The organism is Parasutterella sp. St.1A3 (genome assembly GCF_059728705.1).
Window position 1 is genome coordinate 69,545 of the sequence record NZ_BAAGFK010000002.1, and the last position, 21,240, is coordinate 90,784.

General features: G+C 46.6%; 20 protein-coding genes and 1 riboswitch. Of the genes, 5 read left to right on the forward strand and 15 right to left on the reverse strand.

The window, feature by feature from the left end; all coding sequences use genetic code 11:
- Positions 1 to 13: 13 nt before the first annotated feature.
- Positions 14 to 1,702, reverse strand: coding sequence for an FAD-dependent oxidoreductase (locus tag AC6I1F_RS12265; protein ID WP_497801799.1), 1,689 nt, complete (start codon positions 1,700 to 1,702; stop codon positions 14 to 16).
- 70 nt (positions 1,703 to 1,772) lie between these two features.
- The gene (locus tag AC6I1F_RS12270; protein ID WP_160336250.1) at positions 1,773 to 2,579 is read right to left on the reverse strand and encodes a MerR family transcriptional regulator; all 807 of its coding nucleotides are present in this window, start codon (positions 2,577 to 2,579) and stop codon (positions 1,773 to 1,775) included.
- A 543-nt stretch (positions 2,580 to 3,122) separates the two neighbouring features.
- Here AC6I1F_RS12270 and AC6I1F_RS12275 point away from each other — a divergent pair.
- Complete coding sequence (locus AC6I1F_RS12275; protein WP_160336251.1) at positions 3,123 to 3,935, forward strand: MetQ/NlpA family ABC transporter substrate-binding protein; 813 nt, start codon at positions 3,123 to 3,125, stop codon at positions 3,933 to 3,935.
- A gap of 53 nt (positions 3,936 to 3,988) precedes the next feature.
- Here the strand turns inward: AC6I1F_RS12275 and AC6I1F_RS12280 are convergent, their stop codons facing one another.
- The gene (locus AC6I1F_RS12280) at positions 3,989 to 4,795 is read right to left on the reverse strand and encodes a BglII/BstYI family type II restriction endonuclease (protein ID WP_160336252.1); all 807 of its coding nucleotides are present in this window, start codon (positions 4,793 to 4,795) and stop codon (positions 3,989 to 3,991) included.
- Between the two features lie 61 nt (positions 4,796 to 4,856).
- Here AC6I1F_RS12280 and AC6I1F_RS12285 point away from each other — a divergent pair, with 61 nt between their 5' ends.
- Positions 4,857 to 5,681 (forward strand): MT-A70 family methyltransferase, encoded by an 825-nt coding sequence (locus AC6I1F_RS12285; protein ID WP_160336253.1) that lies wholly within the window; start codon positions 4,857 to 4,859, stop codon positions 5,679 to 5,681.
- 62 nt (positions 5,682 to 5,743) lie between these two features.
- Here AC6I1F_RS12285 and AC6I1F_RS12290 read toward each other — a convergent pair whose 3' ends face one another.
- The 10 genes from AC6I1F_RS12290 to tnpA form a co-directional block, all read right to left on the reverse strand.
- On the reverse strand, positions 5,744 to 6,712 hold the full coding sequence (locus tag AC6I1F_RS12290; RefSeq protein WP_160336254.1) for an AEC family transporter: 969 nt from the start codon (positions 6,710 to 6,712) through the stop codon (positions 5,744 to 5,746).
- Positions 6,713 to 6,912: 200 nt separating this feature from the next.
- Positions 6,913 to 7,011, reverse strand: coding sequence for a DUF4113 domain-containing protein (locus AC6I1F_RS12295; protein ID WP_160336255.1), 99 nt, complete (start codon positions 7,009 to 7,011; stop codon positions 6,913 to 6,915).
- A 3-nt stretch (positions 7,012 to 7,014) separates the two neighbouring features.
- The gene (locus AC6I1F_RS12300) at positions 7,015 to 7,176 is read right to left on the reverse strand and encodes a hypothetical protein (RefSeq protein WP_160336256.1); all 162 of its coding nucleotides are present in this window, start codon (positions 7,174 to 7,176) and stop codon (positions 7,015 to 7,017) included.
- A gap of 99 nt (positions 7,177 to 7,275) precedes the next feature.
- Entirely contained in the window at positions 7,276 to 8,181 is a 906-nt protein-coding gene (locus tag AC6I1F_RS12305; protein WP_160336257.1) for a Y-family DNA polymerase, read from the reverse strand.
- Positions 8,182 to 8,235: 54 nt separating this feature from the next.
- Positions 8,236 to 8,874, reverse strand: a complete 639-nt coding sequence (locus tag AC6I1F_RS12310; protein WP_160336258.1) for a LexA family protein — start codon at positions 8,872 to 8,874, stop codon at positions 8,236 to 8,238.
- 69 nt (positions 8,875 to 8,943) lie between these two features.
- Entirely contained in the window at positions 8,944 to 9,519 is a 576-nt protein-coding gene (locus tag AC6I1F_RS12315) for a molecular chaperone TorD family protein (RefSeq protein WP_160336259.1), read from the reverse strand.
- Between the two features lie 19 nt (positions 9,520 to 9,538).
- Positions 9,539 to 10,156 carry a hypothetical protein gene (locus AC6I1F_RS12320; protein WP_160336260.1) on the reverse strand — a complete coding sequence of 206 codons (618 nt, stop codon included), beginning with the start codon at positions 10,154 to 10,156 and terminating at the stop codon, positions 9,539 to 9,541.
- Positions 10,157 to 10,568: 412 nt separating this feature from the next.
- Complete coding sequence (locus AC6I1F_RS12325) at positions 10,569 to 11,714, reverse strand: M20 family metallopeptidase (protein WP_160336261.1); 1,146 nt, start codon at positions 11,712 to 11,714, stop codon at positions 10,569 to 10,571.
- 6 nt (positions 11,715 to 11,720) lie between these two features.
- Complete coding sequence (gene nhaC / locus AC6I1F_RS12330) at positions 11,721 to 13,166, reverse strand: Na+/H+ antiporter NhaC (RefSeq protein WP_237178830.1); 1,446 nt, start codon at positions 13,164 to 13,166, stop codon at positions 11,721 to 11,723.
- Between the two features lie 94 nt (positions 13,167 to 13,260).
- A riboswitch (Lysine riboswitch) is annotated at positions 13,261 to 13,432 on the reverse strand.
- A gap of 378 nt (positions 13,433 to 13,810) precedes the next feature.
- Positions 13,811 to 14,215, reverse strand: coding sequence for an IS200/IS605 family transposase (gene tnpA, locus AC6I1F_RS12335; protein WP_497801800.1), 405 nt, complete (start codon positions 14,213 to 14,215; stop codon positions 13,811 to 13,813).
- On the opposite strand from tnpA, the gene AC6I1F_RS12340 reads away from it, so the two are divergent.
- Both AC6I1F_RS12340 and AC6I1F_RS12345 read left to right on the forward strand, forming a co-directional pair.
- Positions 14,216 to 15,574: an RNA-guided endonuclease InsQ/TnpB family protein gene (locus tag AC6I1F_RS12340; RefSeq protein WP_497801801.1), complete on the forward strand. Its 1,359-nt coding sequence runs from the start codon at positions 14,216 to 14,218 to the stop codon at positions 15,572 to 15,574.
- A gap of 3 nt (positions 15,575 to 15,577) precedes the next feature.
- Entirely contained in the window at positions 15,578 to 16,120 is a 543-nt protein-coding gene (locus AC6I1F_RS12345) for an HpaII family restriction endonuclease (RefSeq protein WP_160335537.1), read from the forward strand.
- 152 nt (positions 16,121 to 16,272) lie between these two features.
- Here the strand turns inward: AC6I1F_RS12345 and AC6I1F_RS12350 are convergent, their stop codons facing one another.
- Both AC6I1F_RS12350 and AC6I1F_RS12355 read right to left on the reverse strand, forming a co-directional pair.
- Positions 16,273 to 16,491, reverse strand: a complete 219-nt coding sequence (locus AC6I1F_RS12350; protein ID WP_301001594.1) for a hypothetical protein — start codon at positions 16,489 to 16,491, stop codon at positions 16,273 to 16,275.
- Positions 16,492 to 16,579: 88 nt separating this feature from the next.
- Positions 16,580 to 17,254: a LysR family transcriptional regulator gene (locus AC6I1F_RS12355; RefSeq protein WP_289170769.1), complete on the reverse strand. Its 675-nt coding sequence runs from the start codon at positions 17,252 to 17,254 to the stop codon at positions 16,580 to 16,582.
- 504 nt (positions 17,255 to 17,758) lie between these two features.
- On the opposite strand from AC6I1F_RS12355, the gene AC6I1F_RS12360 reads away from it, so the two are divergent.
- On the forward strand, positions 17,759 to 21,187 hold the full coding sequence (locus AC6I1F_RS12360) for an autotransporter domain-containing protein (protein ID WP_497801802.1): 3,429 nt from the start codon (positions 17,759 to 17,761) through the stop codon (positions 21,185 to 21,187).
- The last annotated feature ends 53 nt before the right edge of the window (positions 21,188 to 21,240 follow it).

The window sequence follows — 21,240 nt, forward strand, 5'->3', positions numbered from 1 at the left end:
CGAACTTCTTGTACTACTTCATTTTCTTTATATCTTCAGCAGCGGTATCTGCAGCAAGTTTGCCCAGAATCACGCCGATAGAGACGCCTTGTCCGTACTGCGCAGCGGCTTCACCGCTCGCGTAGAGACCGGGAATCGGCTTGTTGTTCTTATCGACAGCTCTGGCGTCTAAATCAATCTTGACGCCGCCATAAGTGGTTTGGCTTGCAGGGCTGATCTTCGCTCCGTAGTAAGGCGCTTTGTCGATTCGGCTGAAGCGGGAGTCTTTACGGCCGAACTCGTGATCAACGCCGTCATCCATGCCTTTGCGGTAAAGCGCAACAGTCTTTTCAAGATTCTGAGGATTGATGCCGAGTTTCTTGGCAAGTTCTTCAATTGTCGCGGCTTCTGTGAAGTAGCTAGCGGCTTTGTATTTCTTCATTAGTGCGGCCCGGTCAATCGAAGCCTGATCGAAGATCAGGAAAGCGTGGCCGCCTTTTTGATCTTTGATGGCCTTGCCAAGAATCGGCGTCAGAGAAAGTTCATTGACAAAACGATTGCCCTCGTCATTGACAAGAATCGCACCGTTATAGCGAACATTTGTCAGTGAGATGGCGCCGTTCCCGGTGTTGTAGGCGACGGTCTGAGGACCGGCAAGTCCCATCTTGTCGGTTGTTCCGCCGACTTTTTCTGCCAGCACAATACCGTCACCGGTAGCGCCGCGGCTGGCTGTGGACGGGAATCCGGCCCACATCGGTGTGTACTGAGCGACAAATTTTGGATTGGAGGCAAACCCGCCGGTCGCAAGAATAACGCCCTTAGCATGAATGATGTAATGGCCGTTTTCATTAGAGACTTTAACGCTGTCTACGCGGCCGTTGTGCATGTAGAGTTCATCGGCCTTGGTGGAGGTCAGAGGGACAATGCCGAGCTCGTCGAGTTTTTTCTTCATCACAGGTACGAGCATGGAACCAAGCGCGCCGCCATCCTTCGGCGTATGCTGTGAACCGTTGATGACTCTGCCCAGATCTGCGCCCATATCAACAAGCCAGTCCGCAGCAGGGCCGGAAAGGTCGGCTAGTTTGCGAAGTGAAGCGTCATCCTCTCCTTTGCCTTTTAGCTTTTTGTAGTAATCATCTGCGGTATACGGTTTGTCCATTTTCATTTGAACTTTGCTTCCGCCGGCGTTAAACGCAGTAGACGAAAGCGCAGTGGTTCCGCCAACCATCGGCAGCTTCTCGATAAGGATAACATTCAATCCTTTGCTCTTCGCTTCGATTGCCGCGGCCATACCGCTTCCGCCAGCGCCGATGACAAGAAGATCGGTGGTTTTGTCTTCATTTTTGGTAGCTGCTTTAGCTACAGTTTTCTCTTTCAGGCTCGAAGCGTCGCCGCCCGCCTTTTTGAGTGCTTCCAGAACAGCCTGCTTAATGGCTTTAGACGAATTGGTCGCGCCGGCAACGTCATCGACAGAAAGCGACTGTCGTTCAACGATTTTGCCGGGCAGTGTTTTAACCGCTGTTTCGCCGATCATCGGTGTTTCAGAGTTCTGAACAACTTCGATGCTTTTGATTTTGTTGTCGTCAATCGTTGTCTTGACAACCACAGGTCCGTTATTGCCTTTACCGGTGGTTTCGTATGTTCCGGACTTGAGGTCGGCGGAAAGGGCAGGGAGGGCAGTGCAGAGAGCGGCAGCCGCTGCAGCAAGTTTGATGATAGTCATAGTGTTCACCTTGGGTAGAAATAATAATTCAATGCGAGCACTGTAAAGGTTGGTGTAACACCAAGGTCAATTAATCTCCGATGCGAACCCGTATGAGGATGGAATACAAAAATCCCTTTTCATCCCGCTCCATGGCGAGCAGCCGACCTGAAGACTGATGTGTAAAGCTTTTGCCGAGCTCTTTCGCTTTGTTCAGCAGCGGACGAATCTCTTCGGGGGATAAAGAGAGGATGTCTCTGGTCTTCAGGTAGATGATTAGGAACCTGCCTTCAGGAATGGACTCTACAGGAGGAGCAGTATCGGCATTAAAGCCTCTTGCGTATTTGGCGATGAGTCCAAGGCCGAGTTGAACGGAATAGACGTCTTGGAAATTCGGATCGTTAAGTTCCTCCAGTGGAATTTTGATTGAAATATGTGTGTATGGAAAAAGTTCAGAGAAACTTTTAACGATCCTCGGATCCGGAGCCTTTATTTTTGAGGCGCTGTACGTGTAGATGCTGTGGATGGAATCTCGTCGAACATCTTTAACAGTGCCGTTGCAGAGTTTTGTCAAAGAGAGATAGTTTTCGACTTCTTCAATTCGATTTTTGAGTTTTATCAGTTCTTCGATATTTTCTTCAATCCCTTGCTTTTTCAGCCGGAGTTTGTCGATGCGCTCCTGAGCAGAATCCTCCAAGTAATCTTTAACTTCAGAGAGAGAAAAGCCCAGATTTTTTACAGATCTCGCTGTAGACAGACACAAAAAATCTTCTTCATCGTAAAAGCGGTAGTGATTCTCAGTGTTGACCACAGGATTGAGCAGCCCGCATTCTGTGTAATGGCGAATGAGATCGTCTGAGACGCCGACTGATTGCGCAAGTTTTTTTACAGTGAGCATGTTTTGGGAGAAATGATGTTTTCTGTATTATGAATGATGGCGAAGGTTCTTTTATAGTGCGGGTTTCAGCAGGATGCGAAAGCCGTTGTGAACATGTTCATAGACCAAGTCTATCCAAAGAGCCTCACGACTTTTTAATGTCCGGATTCAAAGTAATTCTCTGACTTATTCATGAGATTAGCTATCGCAGAAAAAATATTTCTTGCATCTTCGTTTTTTTGATTTTTTTATTCGTAAAATAATAATTGTCGATTTCAAAGGACACATTAAATGAGCTTTATTTTGATCAACTCCTTATTTGATTCGCTGCACAGCGAAGGGGTTGGTGTTGCTCAGAATCGAATGTGCCGAATGTGATTTTCTTTAGGCGCGCCTAAGCGCGTACCTGTCAAATTTTCTCAATCCTGCTTCTGTTTTTCGTCCGCCTGGACAATTAAATACAACTAAGTTTTAACTCTAACGTTGGTGTATCTATAGCTACAGCCGGCGAAATATCAGAAGCAAAATCCTTATAAAAAGTTCTATTTAATACGGAGTATAAAAATGCAGAGATCTAAGTTAATTAAGCTGATTGCGGCGGCAGCCATTGCGGCACCGATTCTTTTAACCGGTTGCGGTGATAAGAAGAGCTCTTCAGAATTGAAAGTCGGCGCTACTGCAGGTCCTCATGCCGAGAACGTCCAGAAGGCTGCTGAAGTTGCAAAAGCTCAGGGTTTAAATGTTAAGCTTGTCGAGTTTACCGACTACGTCACACCGAACAAAAGTTTGGATGAAGGTGCTCTTGATGTTGTTGTGTACCAGCACGAACCGTTCCTAAATAACTTTAACAAGCAGCAGAAGACAAAACTTAAAAAGATCGGTGACGCTGTAGTTCAGCCGATGGGCTTTTACTCTAAGAATATCCATGACGTAAAAGATATTCCGGAAGGCGCTACATTTGCGATCCCGAACGATCCTTCCAACGAGGGCAGAGCGCTTCTTCTGATCGAAAATGCGGGTCTCATTAAAATCAAGGACGGAGTCGGAGGCAATGCGACGGTCGCTGATATCGTATCTAACCCGAAGAAACTCAAATTCAAAGAACTCGAAGCAGCTCAGCTGCCTCGAAGCCTCTCTGATGTGGACATTGCGACGATCCCGATGAATTACGTCATCAGCTCTGGTCTCTCTCCGAAGAAAGACGGCTTCTTCTTTGAATCTAAGGATGCTCCGTTTGCTTTGATTATTATCGCGTCTCGCGAAAATAATGCGAACGATCCCAGAGTTCAGCAGTTCGTGAAAGCTTTCCAGTCTGAACCGGTGAAACAGTTCATTATTGAGAAATTCCAGGGTTCAGTCCTGCCGGCTTGGCAGTAAGCAGTGCTTTGATTGGCCCTCGAAATGCGAGGGCCGGTCACTAAAACTATTTCTTAGGGGAATACGGACTTCCATCCCAACATCCTTCCAACAATCAACACCGGACATCCTCCGGCATCTCCCCGCTTAATTCGTTCAACTGCTTTATCGCTGGAGGTTGTTGTTGACGTTTTCAGATCAACAGGTGGAAGTGTGTTCTTAGGAAGGTTATTGGTGCACAGGTAGTCTTGCCACAGGTCATGAATAAGTTTGCGGCATTCTGTTATATCCTTGGTGATAAGAATTGCTCCGTCGATAAGACCGAAGTCATACCAAGCTCTATATGCGGAAAGATCTCTATCAAGATTTCCGTCTTTTGCGTTCCATTCAATATCAATAGCAACTCTGCCTTTTAAACAGTCGACCTGGTAACCTTCTTGATAAGTCGAAGTAATGCGAGCTTCGGGGAATTTTTTAGTCAGGAGATTGATTCTTTCAATAGTCTGAAGTGAAGAAGTTTTACCTGTAATTGGGAATTTCTTATTTTTCCCGGAAATTTTGAGGATTTTATTTTTTTCTCCGGTTAATCGACCGGTTTTAGGAAGTTCGTACAAAATCTGTTCTGAGTCGACTCGCGTTTCCATCCAGCCTTTTTTGTAGAACAGACTTTCCAGTTCGGAAACAAGAGCCGATTTGTTTCCGCCTTTTGCGAGAAGAACATCCCCGGAAAATGTAAATTTTTCCAGAATTTCTACAAATTCATCCCATTCTTTTGAGCAGGATGCTGATAAAACAGCAGATGCGTCTCGAACTTCGAAAAAACAGAACTTTGATTGAAGGTTAAGAAGAGAGGTATTTTGGTATGAAGTAGTTAATTGCATAAAGATCCAAATAAAGATCTGTTAATATGATTGCTAAGTGAACAGATTGTGGAACGAGCAAATGAGTGAAGCATTACCTCAAATTCCGGGTAAGTTTAAAACAATTTTAGCGGATCCCCCTTGGCGGTTTTCTAACCGTACCGGCAAGGTCGCTCCCGAGCACAAGCGGTTAGGCCGTTATGCGACCATGTCGCTAGAAGAAATTATGGCTTTACCGGTTGCGGAATGCGCAAATGAAAATTCTCATCTGTATCTTTGGGTACCTAATGCTTTGCTCCCTGAAGGCCTTGAAGTCATGAAGAGTTGGGGATTCCGCTATGTCTCCAATATTATTTGGGCCAAACGAAGAAAAGACGGAGGCCCGGACGGAAGAGGCGTAGGTTTTTACTTTAGGAATGTGACGGAAATTCTCTTGTTCGGCGTTAGAGGCCATATGCGTACGCTGCCGCCGGGACGCTCTCAGGTGAACATGATTGAAACCAGAAAGCGCGAGCATTCCCGTAAACCGGATGAACAATACGATTTGATTGAGTCGTGCTCTCCCGGACCATATCTGGAAATGTTTGCCAGATATCCAAGGCCCAATTGGATTGTTTGGGGTGCAGAGGCCTCTGAAGACGTTGTGCCGAAAGGCAAACGCTATCCCGGTTATTCCGGCGGAGAAATCGAATCTCAGAGTCAGGAGATCATGCTGCCGCTTTACCCACACCAGAGACTTTGTGACGACACCAATGAAGCGCTTGCAGCTCTTGTTGCTAAGCGGTATTCCGAAGGCGGATCAATAAGAGAAATAGCAATGGAAACCGGCTTCAGCATTGCTCGGGTCAGATCCCTTCTGACCTTAGCCAAAGTTGAATTTAGAGCAAGAGGTCGAAGCCGAAGCTAGGCATATCTTGTTCTCTCTGAGGCCGAATGGCGGAAGCACGCTTATAAGCGCGCTGCTCTCTTCTAAATCAGGTTCACAGCAATCAGAAGAATAGGTAGAACCGCAATCATTCCAACGGTACTTGCGCCAATCGTTTCAGAGGCGAACTCTTCATCTCCGCCGTAAGTTTTTGCAAGTACCGCGAAAACCGTAGAAACCGGAAGCGCGGAGCCGAGGATAAAGCATTTTCTCATCAGCGGTTCCATATCAAGCGGCATGGTGCAGAAATACATTGTGAGCGGCCGAATCAGAAAACATGACAGCAGCACTAACCAAACCTCACGAGGCAGATGCTTTAGTTTGTCAAAACCGATGTGGTAAATCGTGATGCCTACAAAAATCAGCGCCAGCGGTGTCGTCAGCTGACCGAGATAGCGGGTAGAAGTTTCTATAAATTTTGGTATGGGTACGGACAGCATCACTGCGGATAAACCGAGCATAAAACCAATTAAGGGCGGAGAAAAAAATTTGCGGGCGCTCTCTTTGGAGATTAGTTTTGGAATTTCTCCGCCGCCCTTTCTAACGCCGTCAAGCTGAATGTTATATAAGCCGATTGTCCAGATGAAAACGCAGTTCGCAAAAAAGTACACTAAAAGATACGGGATTCCGTCCGAACCATACATCGTCGTGACCAGAGGGACGCCGACGAAGAGAACGCTCGCGGCAGAAAAAGTTGCGATGAAAGTTCCTTTTAAATGAGGACGCACCAGAGGAGTCCTGACCAGAATCAGGGAAATAATAAAGTTGATGGCTACCGTCAGGAACGGAACGCCGGCGAATTTCAGCAGATTAAGCAGCTGCTCCTGAGAGAACTTCGAAATGACCGAGTAAAAGAGAAAACACGGGATTGAGGTGTTGACCAGCCTGGAAACAATAAGTCGGCTCTTGGGCGCATCAAACATGCCTTTAGACGAAAGCCAGAGCCCAAAGCCGATGATGATTAGCAGCACGCAAAGCGCCGATAAAGAGTGAAGAATAGTTGTGGTAAACATAGTTGGCTTTTAATAGATGTTTTGTCCTTGGTGCTTAAAATTCTAAATACTTCACTGTGCGGATTGACAAAAACTCATCACAGAATTTCAAAGAGTTAGCGTTAAATGCGATGGAATCGCCGCGGAGATTAGCCGAGAAGCGGTGCGCCTTTTCTTCGTTTCAAGTGCTGAGATTCTTCTTCCGTGAACATGTTCACAGGTCAGTACGCTCTGTGCCGAAGCTCGCTTCGCAGTGCTCCAATTCGAGGTAAGTCCGTCCAGCAGGTGGTATATCCGGGGCTTAAGCGGCCGCGCCTCATTTCTCAGTTCTCTTTCTTAAAGCTCGATGACGCAAAGTTCAGTGTTTGTTTGCCGTATCGGTCATTAATCTTGTCAATGAGCCCGCAGAGAACGTTTTGTCGGGCGTTTTCCGCCTCAGCAAACAGATCTCCGGTGGTGTTTTTTTCGGGAATGACTTCTCCCACATACACTCCGGCTCTCTTGTACAGGTATCCCGAACGACAATATTTATCCAGAAGTTTCAAAGCGCAGCGGATTAGAGTACGAGTATCGCTGATTGGGTACTAAAGGCCAATACACGGATAGGCATGATATTGAGGATCTTGAGTGCGGAAGCTGTTTGTGTTAAGAACAATTCCAACCACTTGTGCGTATGAACCCTCTTTGCGCAGAGTGCGTCCGCACTCCTGAGCGTGAAGAGTTAGAGCGCCGATCAAATCCTCTTTTGCGGTGACCAGAGAATTGAAGCTTCGGCTCCGCATGATTTGTTTGCGTTTGGGTTTGATCAGTTTCAGAGGAATGCATGTGACGCCCTGAAGTTCCGTTACTGTCATGGCAAGAGCCAGTCCAAATTCTTTGCGTATCTTGATCGGATCGGCTCGGGATAAATCTAAAGCGGTCTCTATACCCATGAGGTTAAGTCGTTCTGTGTATCGACGCCCTACACCCCAAATTTCAGAAACAGGCTCACAGGCTAGCGCTTTGGCCTGTCGCTGAGGCGTAAGGTCAAGCCAGTTGCATACGCCGTTTATACCGCGGTAGTGCTTTGCCAGATGATTGCAGTATTTGGCGAGTGTTTTGGTCGGAGTTATCCCTACGCAGGTAGGTATGCCGACATTATGCAGCACGCGCTCTTTAATTTGAAAACCCAGTTCTGTCAGATTGATGTTTAACTGCTCATAGCCGGTCATGTTCGCGAAACATTCATCAATGCTATAGGGATCGATGCTGTCCGTAAGTGAAGCGATCGTGCTCATCATGCGTCCGGAGAGATTGGCATAGAGTTCATAGTTGATGGAAAATACCGAGACGTTCTCCCGAAAGCACAGATCCTCGATTTCAAAGAACGGCTGACACATCTTGATGCTTAACTGTTTTGCTTCGCTTGAATGCGCGACGACGCAGCCGTCATTATTGCTCAGCACGATGACGGGCCGATGCCGCAAATCGGGACGAAAACCTTTTCGCATGAGGCAAAAAATGAGTTTCCGTCCACCAAGGCGAAGACCAGGGCGGCCATAACCTTAATTATTTTTAATCGTATGCGTGACAACGCCGATAAACCGCCATTCTTCGTTTCCTTTCGGCGAAATCGGTTTATATACGGGATTGGAACTCTCAGGCATAAGTCGGATGCTGCGGTTTAGCTTCTCAAAGCGTTTGACGGTAAATTCATTGTCGATGCTCATGATGACGATATCGCCGTTCTTGGGTTCTAAAGAACGATCAACAATCAGCAGATCACCGTCGTCCATCCCTGCCAAATTCATGGAATCTCCGCTGACGTAAACAAAGAAGGTTGCCGCAGGGTTTGGAATCAGAAAGTCGTTAAGGTCTAAGGATCGATCAATATAGCTTTCTGCGGGAGAAGGAAAACCAGTCTGAACACCGTATTCATAGACAGGGATACGCAGAGGTTTGAGATCTGCAGCAGGAAAGCAAACATCATCTGATACCTCCTCCAGCTCCTGATCGCTGAACGTTTCTTTTTGCGGTTTGCGAAGGAGCTCCTGTCGAAGCCAAACAGCACCGCCTCTTCGTTTGAATTCTGGGTAGGTCGCTTCGGTGAGGCAGATTGAAATTCGTCTTGTACCGTCTAAAGCAGGACGTCCTGCGCCGGCGCGTTTTCCGCCGTGACCGTTATTAGTCTTCTTCTCGGTCATGTAAAGTCCTCCTTTCTTGATTTAATAATACTATATCAAGGAAAGAGAACGACAAGGGCTTAGAGATGCTTAATTTGCAAGCTCACTGACCATGAGCAGCGAAGAGTTAATCGACTTGAAGAATTTGTTCAGGTCCTCACTGCTGCTTGCGCGCAGAATACCAAGCAGCGCGTTTGGCCACCAGGACAAAACCTCTTTTACAGTAAAGTCGACGGCTTCTCTGATCTTATTTTCTGATAGAAGCTTGGCGATGAAGGCGAGTTCAACAGCCAAATGATCGTCCGGAAGGCTGGTGGCGTTGCCAAGACCTTCTTTTCTGTAAATTGCAAATGCGTTTCTGGTTCCTGTTCCGGCGGTCGAAAGTCCGCCTTCTGTCCAGAATGAATGAGTTAAGCCGAGCGTTTTTTTACCGATTCCGTAGAAGAGCTTTGCGAAACTGCGGTTGAAATCTTCACTGAACGCAATATTCGGGAAAGGCTCTCCGCTGCAGCCCAGAGCTTCTGAAAGGGCATTGAATGCCTGCTCGGCTGAAGGATACAGGCTGCAGGTTTCAGCCGTCGGATTAGCGAGGATTTCGCTTTGAATGGTTAATATTTTGGACAGAAATTCTGCGGTTTCTTCTCGTGTGATTTCGCTATGGTTCATGGTTTTCTCTATGGGGAAATTAATGCCTTTTTTCGTCAGGGAAAATCGGATTTACGTCCAAATTGAACTTTTGAATAATGTCGTTTGCTAATCCTTGTGCCGAGTCGGAAAGTCTGCCGTTTTCCTTTTTTAAGCTCAGCAGAGTAAGCAGGACAGCGCTCGCTTCCTGAACTACCAAGTCCTGATCTTCTTCGGAAGGCTCTTGAAATTCCGAATCTTCCTCTTCTGAATCCTCGAAATTATCGTCCTCGATGTCATAGAGGCCGAACTCCAATATTTGATCTAAATGTTCTCCGAGCTTGTAGCAGCAAAAAAATTCCTGAAGCGTCCAAAAGACAGTTTTTTGCAGTTCGGTAAAATTCTCTACCTTCAGAATTTGATTCAGATCGATGGCAATGCCGGGCTCTAAAATTGTGCCGTCAAGAAAAAAGTAGCAGTCATCTTCCTGATCAAATAAAGCATCTCGAAAGTCACATAGCTGCTTCTCTGCAGCTTGTGCCGCTGTCGGATTTTCGTCGTTCAATTGGGCTACGAGCGCCGGAACATCATTTTGTAAATATGCAAGCCTTTTATGCCTTTGGCGAATAGAGGCAAAAAGTTGGTTTAAATCGAGGTCTTCTTTCTCTTCATCAATCATTGATTTGATCCTGTGTACTCTTACCGGATTTCCCGACAGCACTTAATGTACTCGAGTTTTAACTATACAGCCAAAGTCAGCTGAGGCGAGCGCTATTTATATCCGAGAGTGGATGAAGATGCAGATTGGTTATTCGTTTATACCGCTCAATTTTTCAGCTTCAGCAAAACCGGACTTTGCAAGACGGATTTGTATGAATGAACAAGTTTCTAAGTAGCAGTGCCGCACGATTTTTGATTTTTAGGAGTGCTTGACCTCTACAGTTTTGTCGATGATCTAGAGAGACGGTGTGCTGCGGACCGCATTTGCCGTTTTATTTACCGCAAGGTTCAAGGCAAAGACAAGCACTGCCAAATAAAAATTCCGCCCTCGGTTTTTACGCCGAGAGCGAGTCAAAAAAATCTGCTGAACCTTACGGCTTAAGAAGTTTACGGATCGTCTCTTTGTAAATTTCGCAGCAGTTCTTTACCTGATACGGATACCCGTATTCATTGTCACCGTGCATGTTGCCGCCTGAGGGACCGAATGTGACAACGGGGATGCCAAGAGAAACAGCGACAATGTTGGAGTCACAAACCGACGGGTCATAGTCGATCGGCAGATTCTCTCCCGTGATGTCGGTGAAGCTTTGACGCAGTGCGGTCACAAGCTCATGGTCTTCCTCAATCGCAAACGATTTCATGTACGGACTGTTTCTGGGCTTCAAACGGATGTCGACTTTGTTTCCAAGACCGATTTTGTCAGCGGCTTCCTGCATCTGACAAATGCAGAGTTCCTCATCTTCACCCGGAACGACATAGCGGTCTACGAACATGTAGCAGCTGTCGGGCACAACCAAAGCGTTCTGGTTGCCGCCGCAAAGATAGCGTACGCACCATGTGCCGTGCTTGAGTTTGGGATGTGTGAGCGTCGGAAGCGCTTCGATGGCAGCGGCCAGACGTCCGGCGGAAACCAGAGCGTTTTCTCCGACTTCAGGATAGCGGCTCGCATGTCCGGCTTTTCCTTTCACAGTAATCTCAAAACTGAAGCGGCCTCTAAAACCTACTGCGACGTTATCGTAACGGCACTCGGCCATGATGGCGTAATCAGCGTGTACGCAGTCCTCTGCAACAAGCTGGTAAGTGCCTTTGCTAAGACCTTCTTCGTCAGCCACAAGACAAACCAGAATTTTTCCGCTGAATTCATCTTTATGCTGCGAGAAGTATTCAACGGTTGAAAGGATCGCGGAAACGCCGCCCTTCATATCCATAGAGCCGCGACCGTATACCTTGCCGTCAATTTCGACAGCATGGAAGGGGTCAGTCTTCCAATTGGCCAGATTGACGCCGACCGTGTCGATATGGCCGATGAGCAGCATGGTTTTGCCGGGTTTGCCGCTGTCAAGCACAGTCCAAATAGAGGGCCTTTCTTTGGCGGAGTCTTCCGGGAAATAGCTGTAGTGAACCGTCAGTCCGAAACTTTCCAGGACTTTGGCGCAGTAGTTAGCCGCGTCTACTTCATGACCTGAAACAGAATTGATATTGATCAGGTCATACCAGCGTTCAAATATTTTTTCCATAGTTTGTTACTCTCGGGCAAGTTCAGCTTGGGCGGGAACAGTTTCTGCAGAGTTATTTCCGCTGTCTTTAATCTTGGCCATACCGATGCCTGTGAGCGCGTAAACCGCAGACAGGATAATGGAGAGCCAAAGCATCGGAGCAAAGGCAAGGAATGCGATATTTGCAACGCCGAGTGTAGAAGCGGTGTAAGAACCTGTTGTGGACCAGGGGATGAGCGGGGCAAGGCCTGTTCCTGTGTCAAGCATCGTACGCATCAAGTTCTTACGTTCGAGGCCGTATTTCGGGAACATGTCCTTAGTCATAGAACCGATAACCGGGTAGCTGACGTAGTATGCGCCGGTGATCATGAAGAACAGGGTGTGCAGACACATGACGGAGAACGCCATGACTCTGCTGTTTTTCGCAAATTTCTGAACGTAGTCGAGCAATACAGTTGCAACACCTGCGGTTCTGAGCGGAGCACCGAAAATCGCCGCAGTCATCAGAAGGCCGATCGTGCTGAGCATGCTGGTGAAGCCGCCGCGGTTGAGCATCTTATCCACAAAGGTAGAATCCGTATGGATGGAGAAGCCGCTGTACATGTAGTTCATCATGTTCTTGAGCGAGACATCCTGGAAAACCATACCGATTGCTGCCGCTACAGCGATACCTGCGACAAATGTCGGGATTGTCGGTTTCTTCCAGGCGATAAGACCGATGACGACAAATACCGGGATCAGAGTAACCGGATTAAGGTTAAAGCTCTTTTCAATGGTGCTCAGAATTTCAACGTAAGTTGCGCTTTCAGCTGTGCTTCCGCCGCTGAATTCAAGACCGTAAACAAAGAAGAACACCAGGCTGACTAAATAGGCGGGACCGGTGGAGATAAGCGAGTGCTTGATACCCTCCATAAGCGGTGTGTCTGTCACGGTTGCGGTAATGACAGGAGAGTCGCTCAGAGGAGAAATCTTGTCGCCGAAGAAGGCGCCGACGCATACTGCACCGGCTGCGGCTTCAAGAGGAATACCGAGGCCTTCGCCGACACCCATACAGGCAACACCCACAGTGGCGAGCGTGCCCCAGGACGTGCCGGCAAGCGTACTCATCAGTGTGCAGAGAATACATGCCACAGGCAGGAAAAGGGCCGGTGTGATGACCTGCATACCGTAGTAGACCATTACAGGAATGGTTCCGGAAGCCATCCATGTGCCGATGAGAACACCGACTGCTAAAAGAATCAGCATTGCGATCAGCATGGAGGCGATGGTGTCTTTGATACCCTTCTGGATTTCGTCATATTTAATTCCGAACGCACAGGCCATAAGGCACATGATGGCGCCGTCAACGGCAAGAACGATTCTGGCGTTTACTTTTAACGTCATCAAGCCGAAGAAGATGATTGCGATGCCGAGGGCGAGCATAGTCATCGCTTGCCACGGTGCAATAGGATTTGAGTGATTTGAGTCTTGCATAACTTCATCTCTTTGGTTTTTGTTGTGAAGATCGGAGCTCTGTCGGGTCAGGGACCTTCACCTATATGTTCTTCCGCAGAGAAGAAAAGGCTCAAGACACGGTAGCGCTCCACGTTCAGTGACAGTCTGCAAAATATTCTTTTGCAGCCCAGGGGTTGAAATATCGAAGTTTTTTCAATCCCTTCGGCAAGCCTTCCTTTTACTGTCCTCCAATGCTTCGAATGCTGAGAACGGTTACTGATAAGGTCTGCACCTCTACCTATGGACCAATAATAAAACGTAACAAATGGTTTAAACCAAAATTAGCGAACAACATACCTTGAGACTTTCCCTAACATTCAGCGGGTTTGCTCAGGTTTCCGCGCTTGTATTTTGTTCGACTAAAAGAGCGTTTTCTTGCTGTGCATCGTAAGTATTGCCGCTATTGAATACTTGTTTTCGGATATAAGATCAATCAGTTGGCGCGACAATGCTAACTGTCTGACGAAATTGAAAATAAAACGACCCTGCGTTCAGAAAGTTAAAGGTGATTCTGAGAGTGAATACTGAATTATTTGAGAGCCGTGAAATACGATCTTTCTTTTAACGAATTCCACGGAATTCCCCGTGCGTAAGCGCGGGGATGGATAGCGACCGGCCGAATGTCAATTCGGCCGTTGATTTTTGATATATCTCTCAATAATGGCAGTTGTTGCTCCGTCTCCAACTGATATTACACAGTAACTTTTTGTCCAAAAGCGTTTGCCCCAAAGCATCCTTCGAATCTGATTGAAGAATTCTTGACGAATTTTCAGAGATGATATGGTTTTTAGTTTACGTACCGGATTTGAAAGGCAAATTGTCGGAGGGTAAGAGATCAATAGATGAACATGATCCTCTTCTCCAGAGCACTCCAAAAACCTGACTTGATCCCGTTGACACAAGTCAGCAAAAATTTCTTTGAGCCTTTCCAAGATCGTTGATGAAATAACTTTTCGTCGGTAAGCTACGACGAAGATCAAATGAGCTTTGAGATTGAAAACACAATGAGAACCGGTAGATAACTGCATATGATTCAAAAAGTCGAGCGACACGTTATTCGTAAAAACAATGCTAACTGGCAAGCCTGCCACAAGCTTTGTTCATTGTCGCGCAAGCTCGGCAACTGCGCAGTCTATCTGCTTAGACATCGTGTCTTTGAAAAGGCGCCTGTACTGACACGCAAAGAACTTGATACTGAACTCAGGCATCAATACGGCAGTGACTATCGAGCCATGCCGTCGGCGGCTTCCGCGCAGAGGCAAGGACAAGTCATAGCCAAACAGTTCAAAGGTTTCTCCAAGGCGGCCGCTGAATACTCGAAGCACCCTGAGAAGTTTCAGGGGAAGCCTCGGCTACCGGGCTATAGGAGGAGATATCGAACGTTCTATGTCGGCCGCAACGGCTATCAAATCCGTGATTATCAACTGACAATCACGGGTGGGAAAGATATCGATTTTTCTCCCATTCGTGTAGTTTGCTGTAAACATCAGGAGTTCAACGCCAAAGCGGAGGAAGCAGTTACGGGCGATCTGAGAATTATTCCGATGGGAAATACATTTATTGTGGAGCTGACTTATCGTGTCGGTAAGGATGAGTGTAAAAATTCAAGAAGCGTCGCTTTGAATCCGAATGAAGCTTTGTGCTGTGATTTAGGTATTGATAATTTTGCAACTTTCGTTTCGACCAAACCCGGAATCAGGCCGTTTTTGGTCAAAGGCAAAATACTGAAGAGCATCAATCAGCAGTACAACAAACAAGTCGCTGAATTGAGAAGTAAGAAACACTATGAGCACATTCGAATAAAAGGAGTCAAACGTTATTGGCAGCTCCAAGACTGGATGCACAAGGCCAGCCGTTTGGCTGTCAACTTTTGTCTGGCGCATGATTTAGGTCGCATTGTCATTGGTACCAATAGAAACTGGAAACAGAGTGTGAACCTCGGCAAGCGAAACAATCAGAATTTTGTCATGCTCCCGCATGCTAAGTTTATTGAGATGGTCCGGTATAAGGCAGAAGAATACGGCATTCAAGTGACAGTGCGGGAGGAAAGCTACACCTCTAAGGCCAGTGCGCTAGACATGGATGTCATTGCAGATTTCGACCCGAAGCAAGGCAAGACAAAGCCGGTATTTTCGGGAAAGAGAATCAAGCGCGGCCTCTATCGATCGTCAGACGGACGTTTGATCAATGCCGATATCAATGGCGCAGCCAATATCGGCCGAAAAGAACTCGGGGATGAGTGGCTCAAAAAGCTGCTCGAACTCGATGGGGGCGTCTTTGTGGACACGCCCGCAATTGTACGAAACCTGCATGCATGTGTGGGTGTTCGCCAATTGCTAGAAATGGGAGCACGCTCCCATGAAATCTCGCACGTGAGTGCGAGGTAGTTCATGTTCGCACACTGTCAGAGCTCAGTGCTTCAATACACTCTTTGTCTAATTTGCGATACAGGTGAATTGCTTATGGCGGCATTGCTTCTTGAATCGAATCTTTCTCATGGTCGATACGCAGCTGTTGGTGAAGTCCTAGAAAAACTTGCAAGCGGAAGAGCTCATCCCTCTAATTTAGCGGCAAAGGATCTCTTAGAGGGGCTGAGCTGGTCAGGCAATCGTATCAAAGAGGTCCTGGCTCATCGAATAAAAAACATCTTTTTGGGTTTCTTACGCGGAGCTGAGGTGTCGACAAAATGGGACGGCAGAGACAGTGTTGTCGGAGGACTGATTGCTGTGAACGAAAAGCAAGAGTGTTATTGCATTGATCTTCTCTCGAGAAACTGCATGTCGGACTACTTCTTCAAATATATGTTTTTCGAGACAGGGTTACTTGGCAGTGATCTCTTTGAATTTGCAGAAGGTCAGCCCGTGCGCTGCACTAGTGCTGAGGACGATGCCCCGAGTCTATGCTTACAGTTTAAGGTTAGTGTTTTGATCTAGGGCAATGGTGGAAAAAGATCGTTACGCGTCTGAAATTACGTAAACGCAATCGTAAAAATAACTATAAGAAACCCGAGCGGTATATTTCGATGTGGTACGGAATAACGGCGGGGGCGTTGATCTGAGGGTGGCGGCAATTCACTCCTCCCCGCCTACCACAGTTCAAAGTTTTTATATTCAACATTTACAAAATCTACGATTTTGAGAAATTTTTTAACTTGGGCTGAAGGTTTTCGTGAGTGAAGGACCCCAAAGGGGAGTGTCAGTTCAGTATCAAATGGAATTGTTTTGAGCAATGGATGGGCGAATACCCATGCATCTGTTCCTAATAATAAATTTTGAGAGTTTCCGCAGAGATTTAATACGTCCATTGAGAGGTTCTCAAAAAATTGACAAGGAATCTTAGCTGATGACAGTATGCTTTTTAAGGCATCATAACTTTGGAACCAAGAATGTTTTCTAACCAATACCCCCCCCCAGAAAGCTGGATGATAATCGTGTGTTTGGAGTCACATTTATAGAACGCATTGAGGGTGAATAGAATTCAGCTAAGCGCTCTAATGTGATTTGTTTCTCGTTGGATAACTTGTGAGTAGTAGTCATGGAGAGAGTGAAATGTAGCTCTCTAAGTTTTAGGGCTGCACACTTCCTCTCTGTTAAAAAGTTGTCATCGTAGGCACAAAGCAGAATATCAATCTTTCCCTCTGAGCCGAGATGAGTCAGGACGTCCCAGCCTGTTGTCTCATCAGTGTCAAAAGGAATTATTTGCGCTTTAAGGTTAGGGTACTGCTTTATTGCAATTGGCCAAACCTGTGAGAGGAATTTAGCAGAAGCAAAGGGGGAGATGCCAATTCGAATTAAATTGCCATCGCTCCGCTCAATCTCCCTTGCTCTTGACAAGGCTTCCTTTGAGAAAGAGATAAGATATTTTGCATCTTTATATAGAGATTTGCCCGCAGGTGTCAAAGTTAAGCCTGTAGGGCTCCGATCAAATAATTTGAGATTGATTTTTTCTTCTAAGGTCGTGATCTGCTTAAAAAGTGCCTGTGGACTCTTACCAATTAGATATCCGGCTTTCGTAAAGCTTCCGGCGTCGGCTACAGAAATGAAGATGCTTAGATGTTGGGTATCCATATAAAAATTGGTAGTGTTAGAAGGGTTCTGGGATCAAAAATAGACTGATTTAACTTTTAAGTTATTAAATTCTCTATGCCGTTGTCAATTAATAGCTATCAGTGATTTTACATTCTTTATTAAGTTATGTTTTGTCCAGCTAAATATTAGTTTCATATAAGGTTGTCCTAGGATAGTTAGAAATAAATATAATATTTTTATAGATACGCTTTAAATTATATTAATGAGCAATACCAGATAATATTTTATAAAAAAATAATCAATAAATTCAGGTTGATATAATATATTTCTAGCTATTTAATAGTTTATTTTAAACGTTTTAACATTATCGTTTAAATAAAGAATAATTTCTTCATTTTTTTTAGCGTTATCCCTGTTACTAAGTTTTACTAAATATTAAATAATAAAAAAGAGGTTTTACCTCGAAGTGCAGAAATTTATTAGGTGTATTTTCTGCGCAAATTAAATTAATCCATTTTATGGATAACCTAAGGAGAAATGGTTATGAATAAGGCATTTAAAGCTATCTGGAGTGATGCCAGACAATCTTTTGTCACGACCAGTGAGAAACAGAATTCTCACGGCAAAAGAGCAAAGGTATCAGTCGCTATTTGTGCTGCAATGCTTGCGTTTGGCGGAGCTGCTTCTGCCGCCTATGTTGAAACAGGTACGCTAGGAGATAAGGCTTCCTGGGAAACGGCTGAGTATCAGAAAGATTGGGGTTTGGCTGCCATGCACGCTTCCTCAGCATATGCTCTTGGTTTTAACGGCCAGGGCCTGACTGTTGGCGTAATGGATTCTGGAGCACTTCTTTCTCATCCTGATTTAGCCGGTGGAAGAATTACCGGCACGGTTGTTTCCGGCGAATACGGTTCGGATGGCAACAGATATCCTCAGTCCGTTGTGACAGTTATTTATGCCGGACAGGATGTAGAACCTACAAAGGGTCAACCCTTTACAAAGGGAGAAACATTTGAAGTAACGGGCGATTGGATGATGGGTGTTAATGATACACATGGCACTCATGTTACAGGAACTGTAGGCGCGAACAGAGATGGAAACGAAATGCACGGCGTTTCCTGGGGTTCAAATATTATCGTAGGTAATACTGGTGCTACTGATAATAATAACTACGGTCCATTCCAAGATTACGAATACTTCTATCAGGGTTGGAAGGCTTTAGCAGACAAGCTTGTTGCAGATAACGGTGCTGAAAGAGGCGGTGTTATCAACAACTCTTGGGGAACGAATATTCGTATCGGTATCCTTCAGCAATACAAAAATGGCAAATGGACCACGGTTAATTCACTTCCCACAGTCGCAGAAGTACAGGAAGCGATGAAGCAAGCGAATGCCGGTACGGCTGCAGCACCTGTTGAAGGGGATGTTCGTGTTTCATTCAGCGGACATATTCCGACAAATGATGTTGCTCAAGCTGAATACGAGTATTTCTATCACAACAAGATGTACGGCGGAACGAATAAGAGTTTCGTTGATGCAGCTTGGGATGCAGTTAAGGGAACTAAGGTTGTCCAGATTTTCACAACTGGAAACCGCGACTCTAACAATCCCTTCTACAGGCCCTTGTTCCCCTATTTCAATCCTGAAGCAGAGAGCCAGTGGATTGCAGTGGCCGGCTTAAGTAAGGACGGTGCTCCGGACACTTATCGTTTATATGACACATTCAATGAGGCCGGTCTTGGTAAATGGTGGACTGTTGCGGCTCCTGGAGCAAGTATTTATTCGACAAATGTAAATTCGACGACAGGCGCTCCGGGTTATCAGAGTTCCAGCGGAACATCCATGGCAGCACCGCACGTTGCCGGGGCAATGGGCGTTTTGATGTCGCGCTATGCCAGCATGGATGCGACTCAGGTTCGTGATGTGATGTTCACAACTGCTAACCACAAGAACCCTGACGGAACCGATATGCAGGGCTGGAACAATAAGGACGGCTCCACTCCCGCAGAAGGAGAAGTATCGGATGCAATGGGTTGGGGTGTGCCTGATCTTGAAAAAGGCATGTATGGTCCCGGACAGTTCCTGGGCAAATTTGACTACAACCTGAACTCGACTCCGCTTGACGTTTGGACCAATGATATTTCAGAAGTTGCTCTGAAGCAGCGAGAAAAAGAAGACTTGGCATGGATGGAACAGACCAAGAACGGTACTGATCTTTCCGGAGACTACGAACTCGGCGAGAACTTTGTTGTCGGTGACGGAGATGGAGACTTTACTAACCATGTCATTTCTGCCGATGATGCTGAAGCCTGGAGAGCGGCCTATTATCAGAAACGCGCTGAAGCGATTCAAAACAAGATCGACAACGGCTTATATAACGGTTCTCTCGTTAAGCGCGGCGCTGGCACATTAGTGATGACAGGCCAGAACTCCTACACAGGCGGTACGACGGTAGAAGAAGGCCAGCTGTTTGGCTTCACTGAATCCTTCGGCTCCGGTGCTGTCAATGTAAACGGCGGTACATTCGGTGTACTGGCGACATACAATGACCAGTTCACACAGAAAGGAGAACTCCATTCTGTAGTTGGCGGTGTTAGCCGTGCAGAAGCTCAGAAGGCTACAGTTGTCGTTAACGACGGCGGTACATTCGCAGTTATCGCTGATCAGGATGTTCAGCTCAAGAGCCTGACCTTCAACGAAGGTGCTCAGATCACAGTGGGTTCTCTCACAAATGATGCATTCGAACAGGCCTGGGACGGTAATGCACAGGTTGGTACAGTCACAGCCGAAACCCTGGAAGGTGCGAACAACGCTATCGTGACACCGGACTATGCTTTGGTTGACCATACAATCACTGTCGACGGCAATAAGATCACCGGTGTATTAGAGAAGAGCGATAAGACACTTGCTGACTACGCAAACAACGGCAATGGCGTTTCTGTTGCTAATGCTCTGATGGCTGATGAAGCACTTTTCTCCGGTTTAGTCAGTGCAACTAAAGATGAAGCAAGACAGACGATTGCTTCTCTCGCAAACGATATCCATGTCACCGCAAATGCAATGACTGTTGCAAACGGTCAGTCCTTAGTCCGCGCCATTAAGGATCAGGCTATCGGTATTGACGGAGCAGCTCGTGTTGCTGATGTTGATGACGGCCGTGCTCGCCTCTGGATGTCCGCAGTCGGCAACTGGTCGAAGATGGACCGTGCCGGTTCCTCCAAGCTCAAGTCCGACTTCTACACTGGCCTGGTTGGTTTAGAAGCTGATATCAACGTTAATAACAAGGTTGGTGTCTTCTTTGGTGCCGGCAAGACTAAGTTCAAGGGCGGTGCTGATGGCAAGATTGACTCGGATGATCTGCATTTTGGCATCTACGGTCAGTCCAAGATCAGCGATGTTCGCTTGAACTATGGCTTTGCTTATTCTCAGCAGGATAGAGACGCCGGTACAGCTCTGTTCTACAGAAATCAGGCATTTGCTTCTTCGCCGAGCTACAACGCAAAACTTGCTCAGGTCTTCGGTGAAGTGGCCTACACCGGTCTGAATCTTGGTACTGTCAATGTTGAACCGTATGTTGGTTTAGCTTGGATGCATCTGTCCGCTGACGGTTTCAGCACTGATTACGCAGGCGGAAAAGCTTCGACCAGCTTCGACAGCCAGAATCTCGCTGTAACTAATGTTGGTGCTCGCGTTAAAGTGCCGTTTGAAGCCGGTGCTGCAAAACTCAAGGCAGTCGCTGACGTGAACTGGACACAGTACATGGGTGACACACGCGGCAAGTCCACACTTAAACTTGGAAACGGCGCAACAGCTAAGATTCAGAGCGAAAAACTCTCTGCTGTCGCTGCGGTGGGTGTCGGTCTTGAAGCTCAGCTCGGCAAGAGTGCTTCTCTGGGAGTCTCTTACTACGGTGCCTTCGGAAGCAAGATTAAATCCAACGGTGTTGGCGCAACATTCAAGCTTGCCTTCTAAATCCGGCTTTCTCCCTGGGTGACTAGGAGCTTCTGACGAAGCTTAGGCAGAGG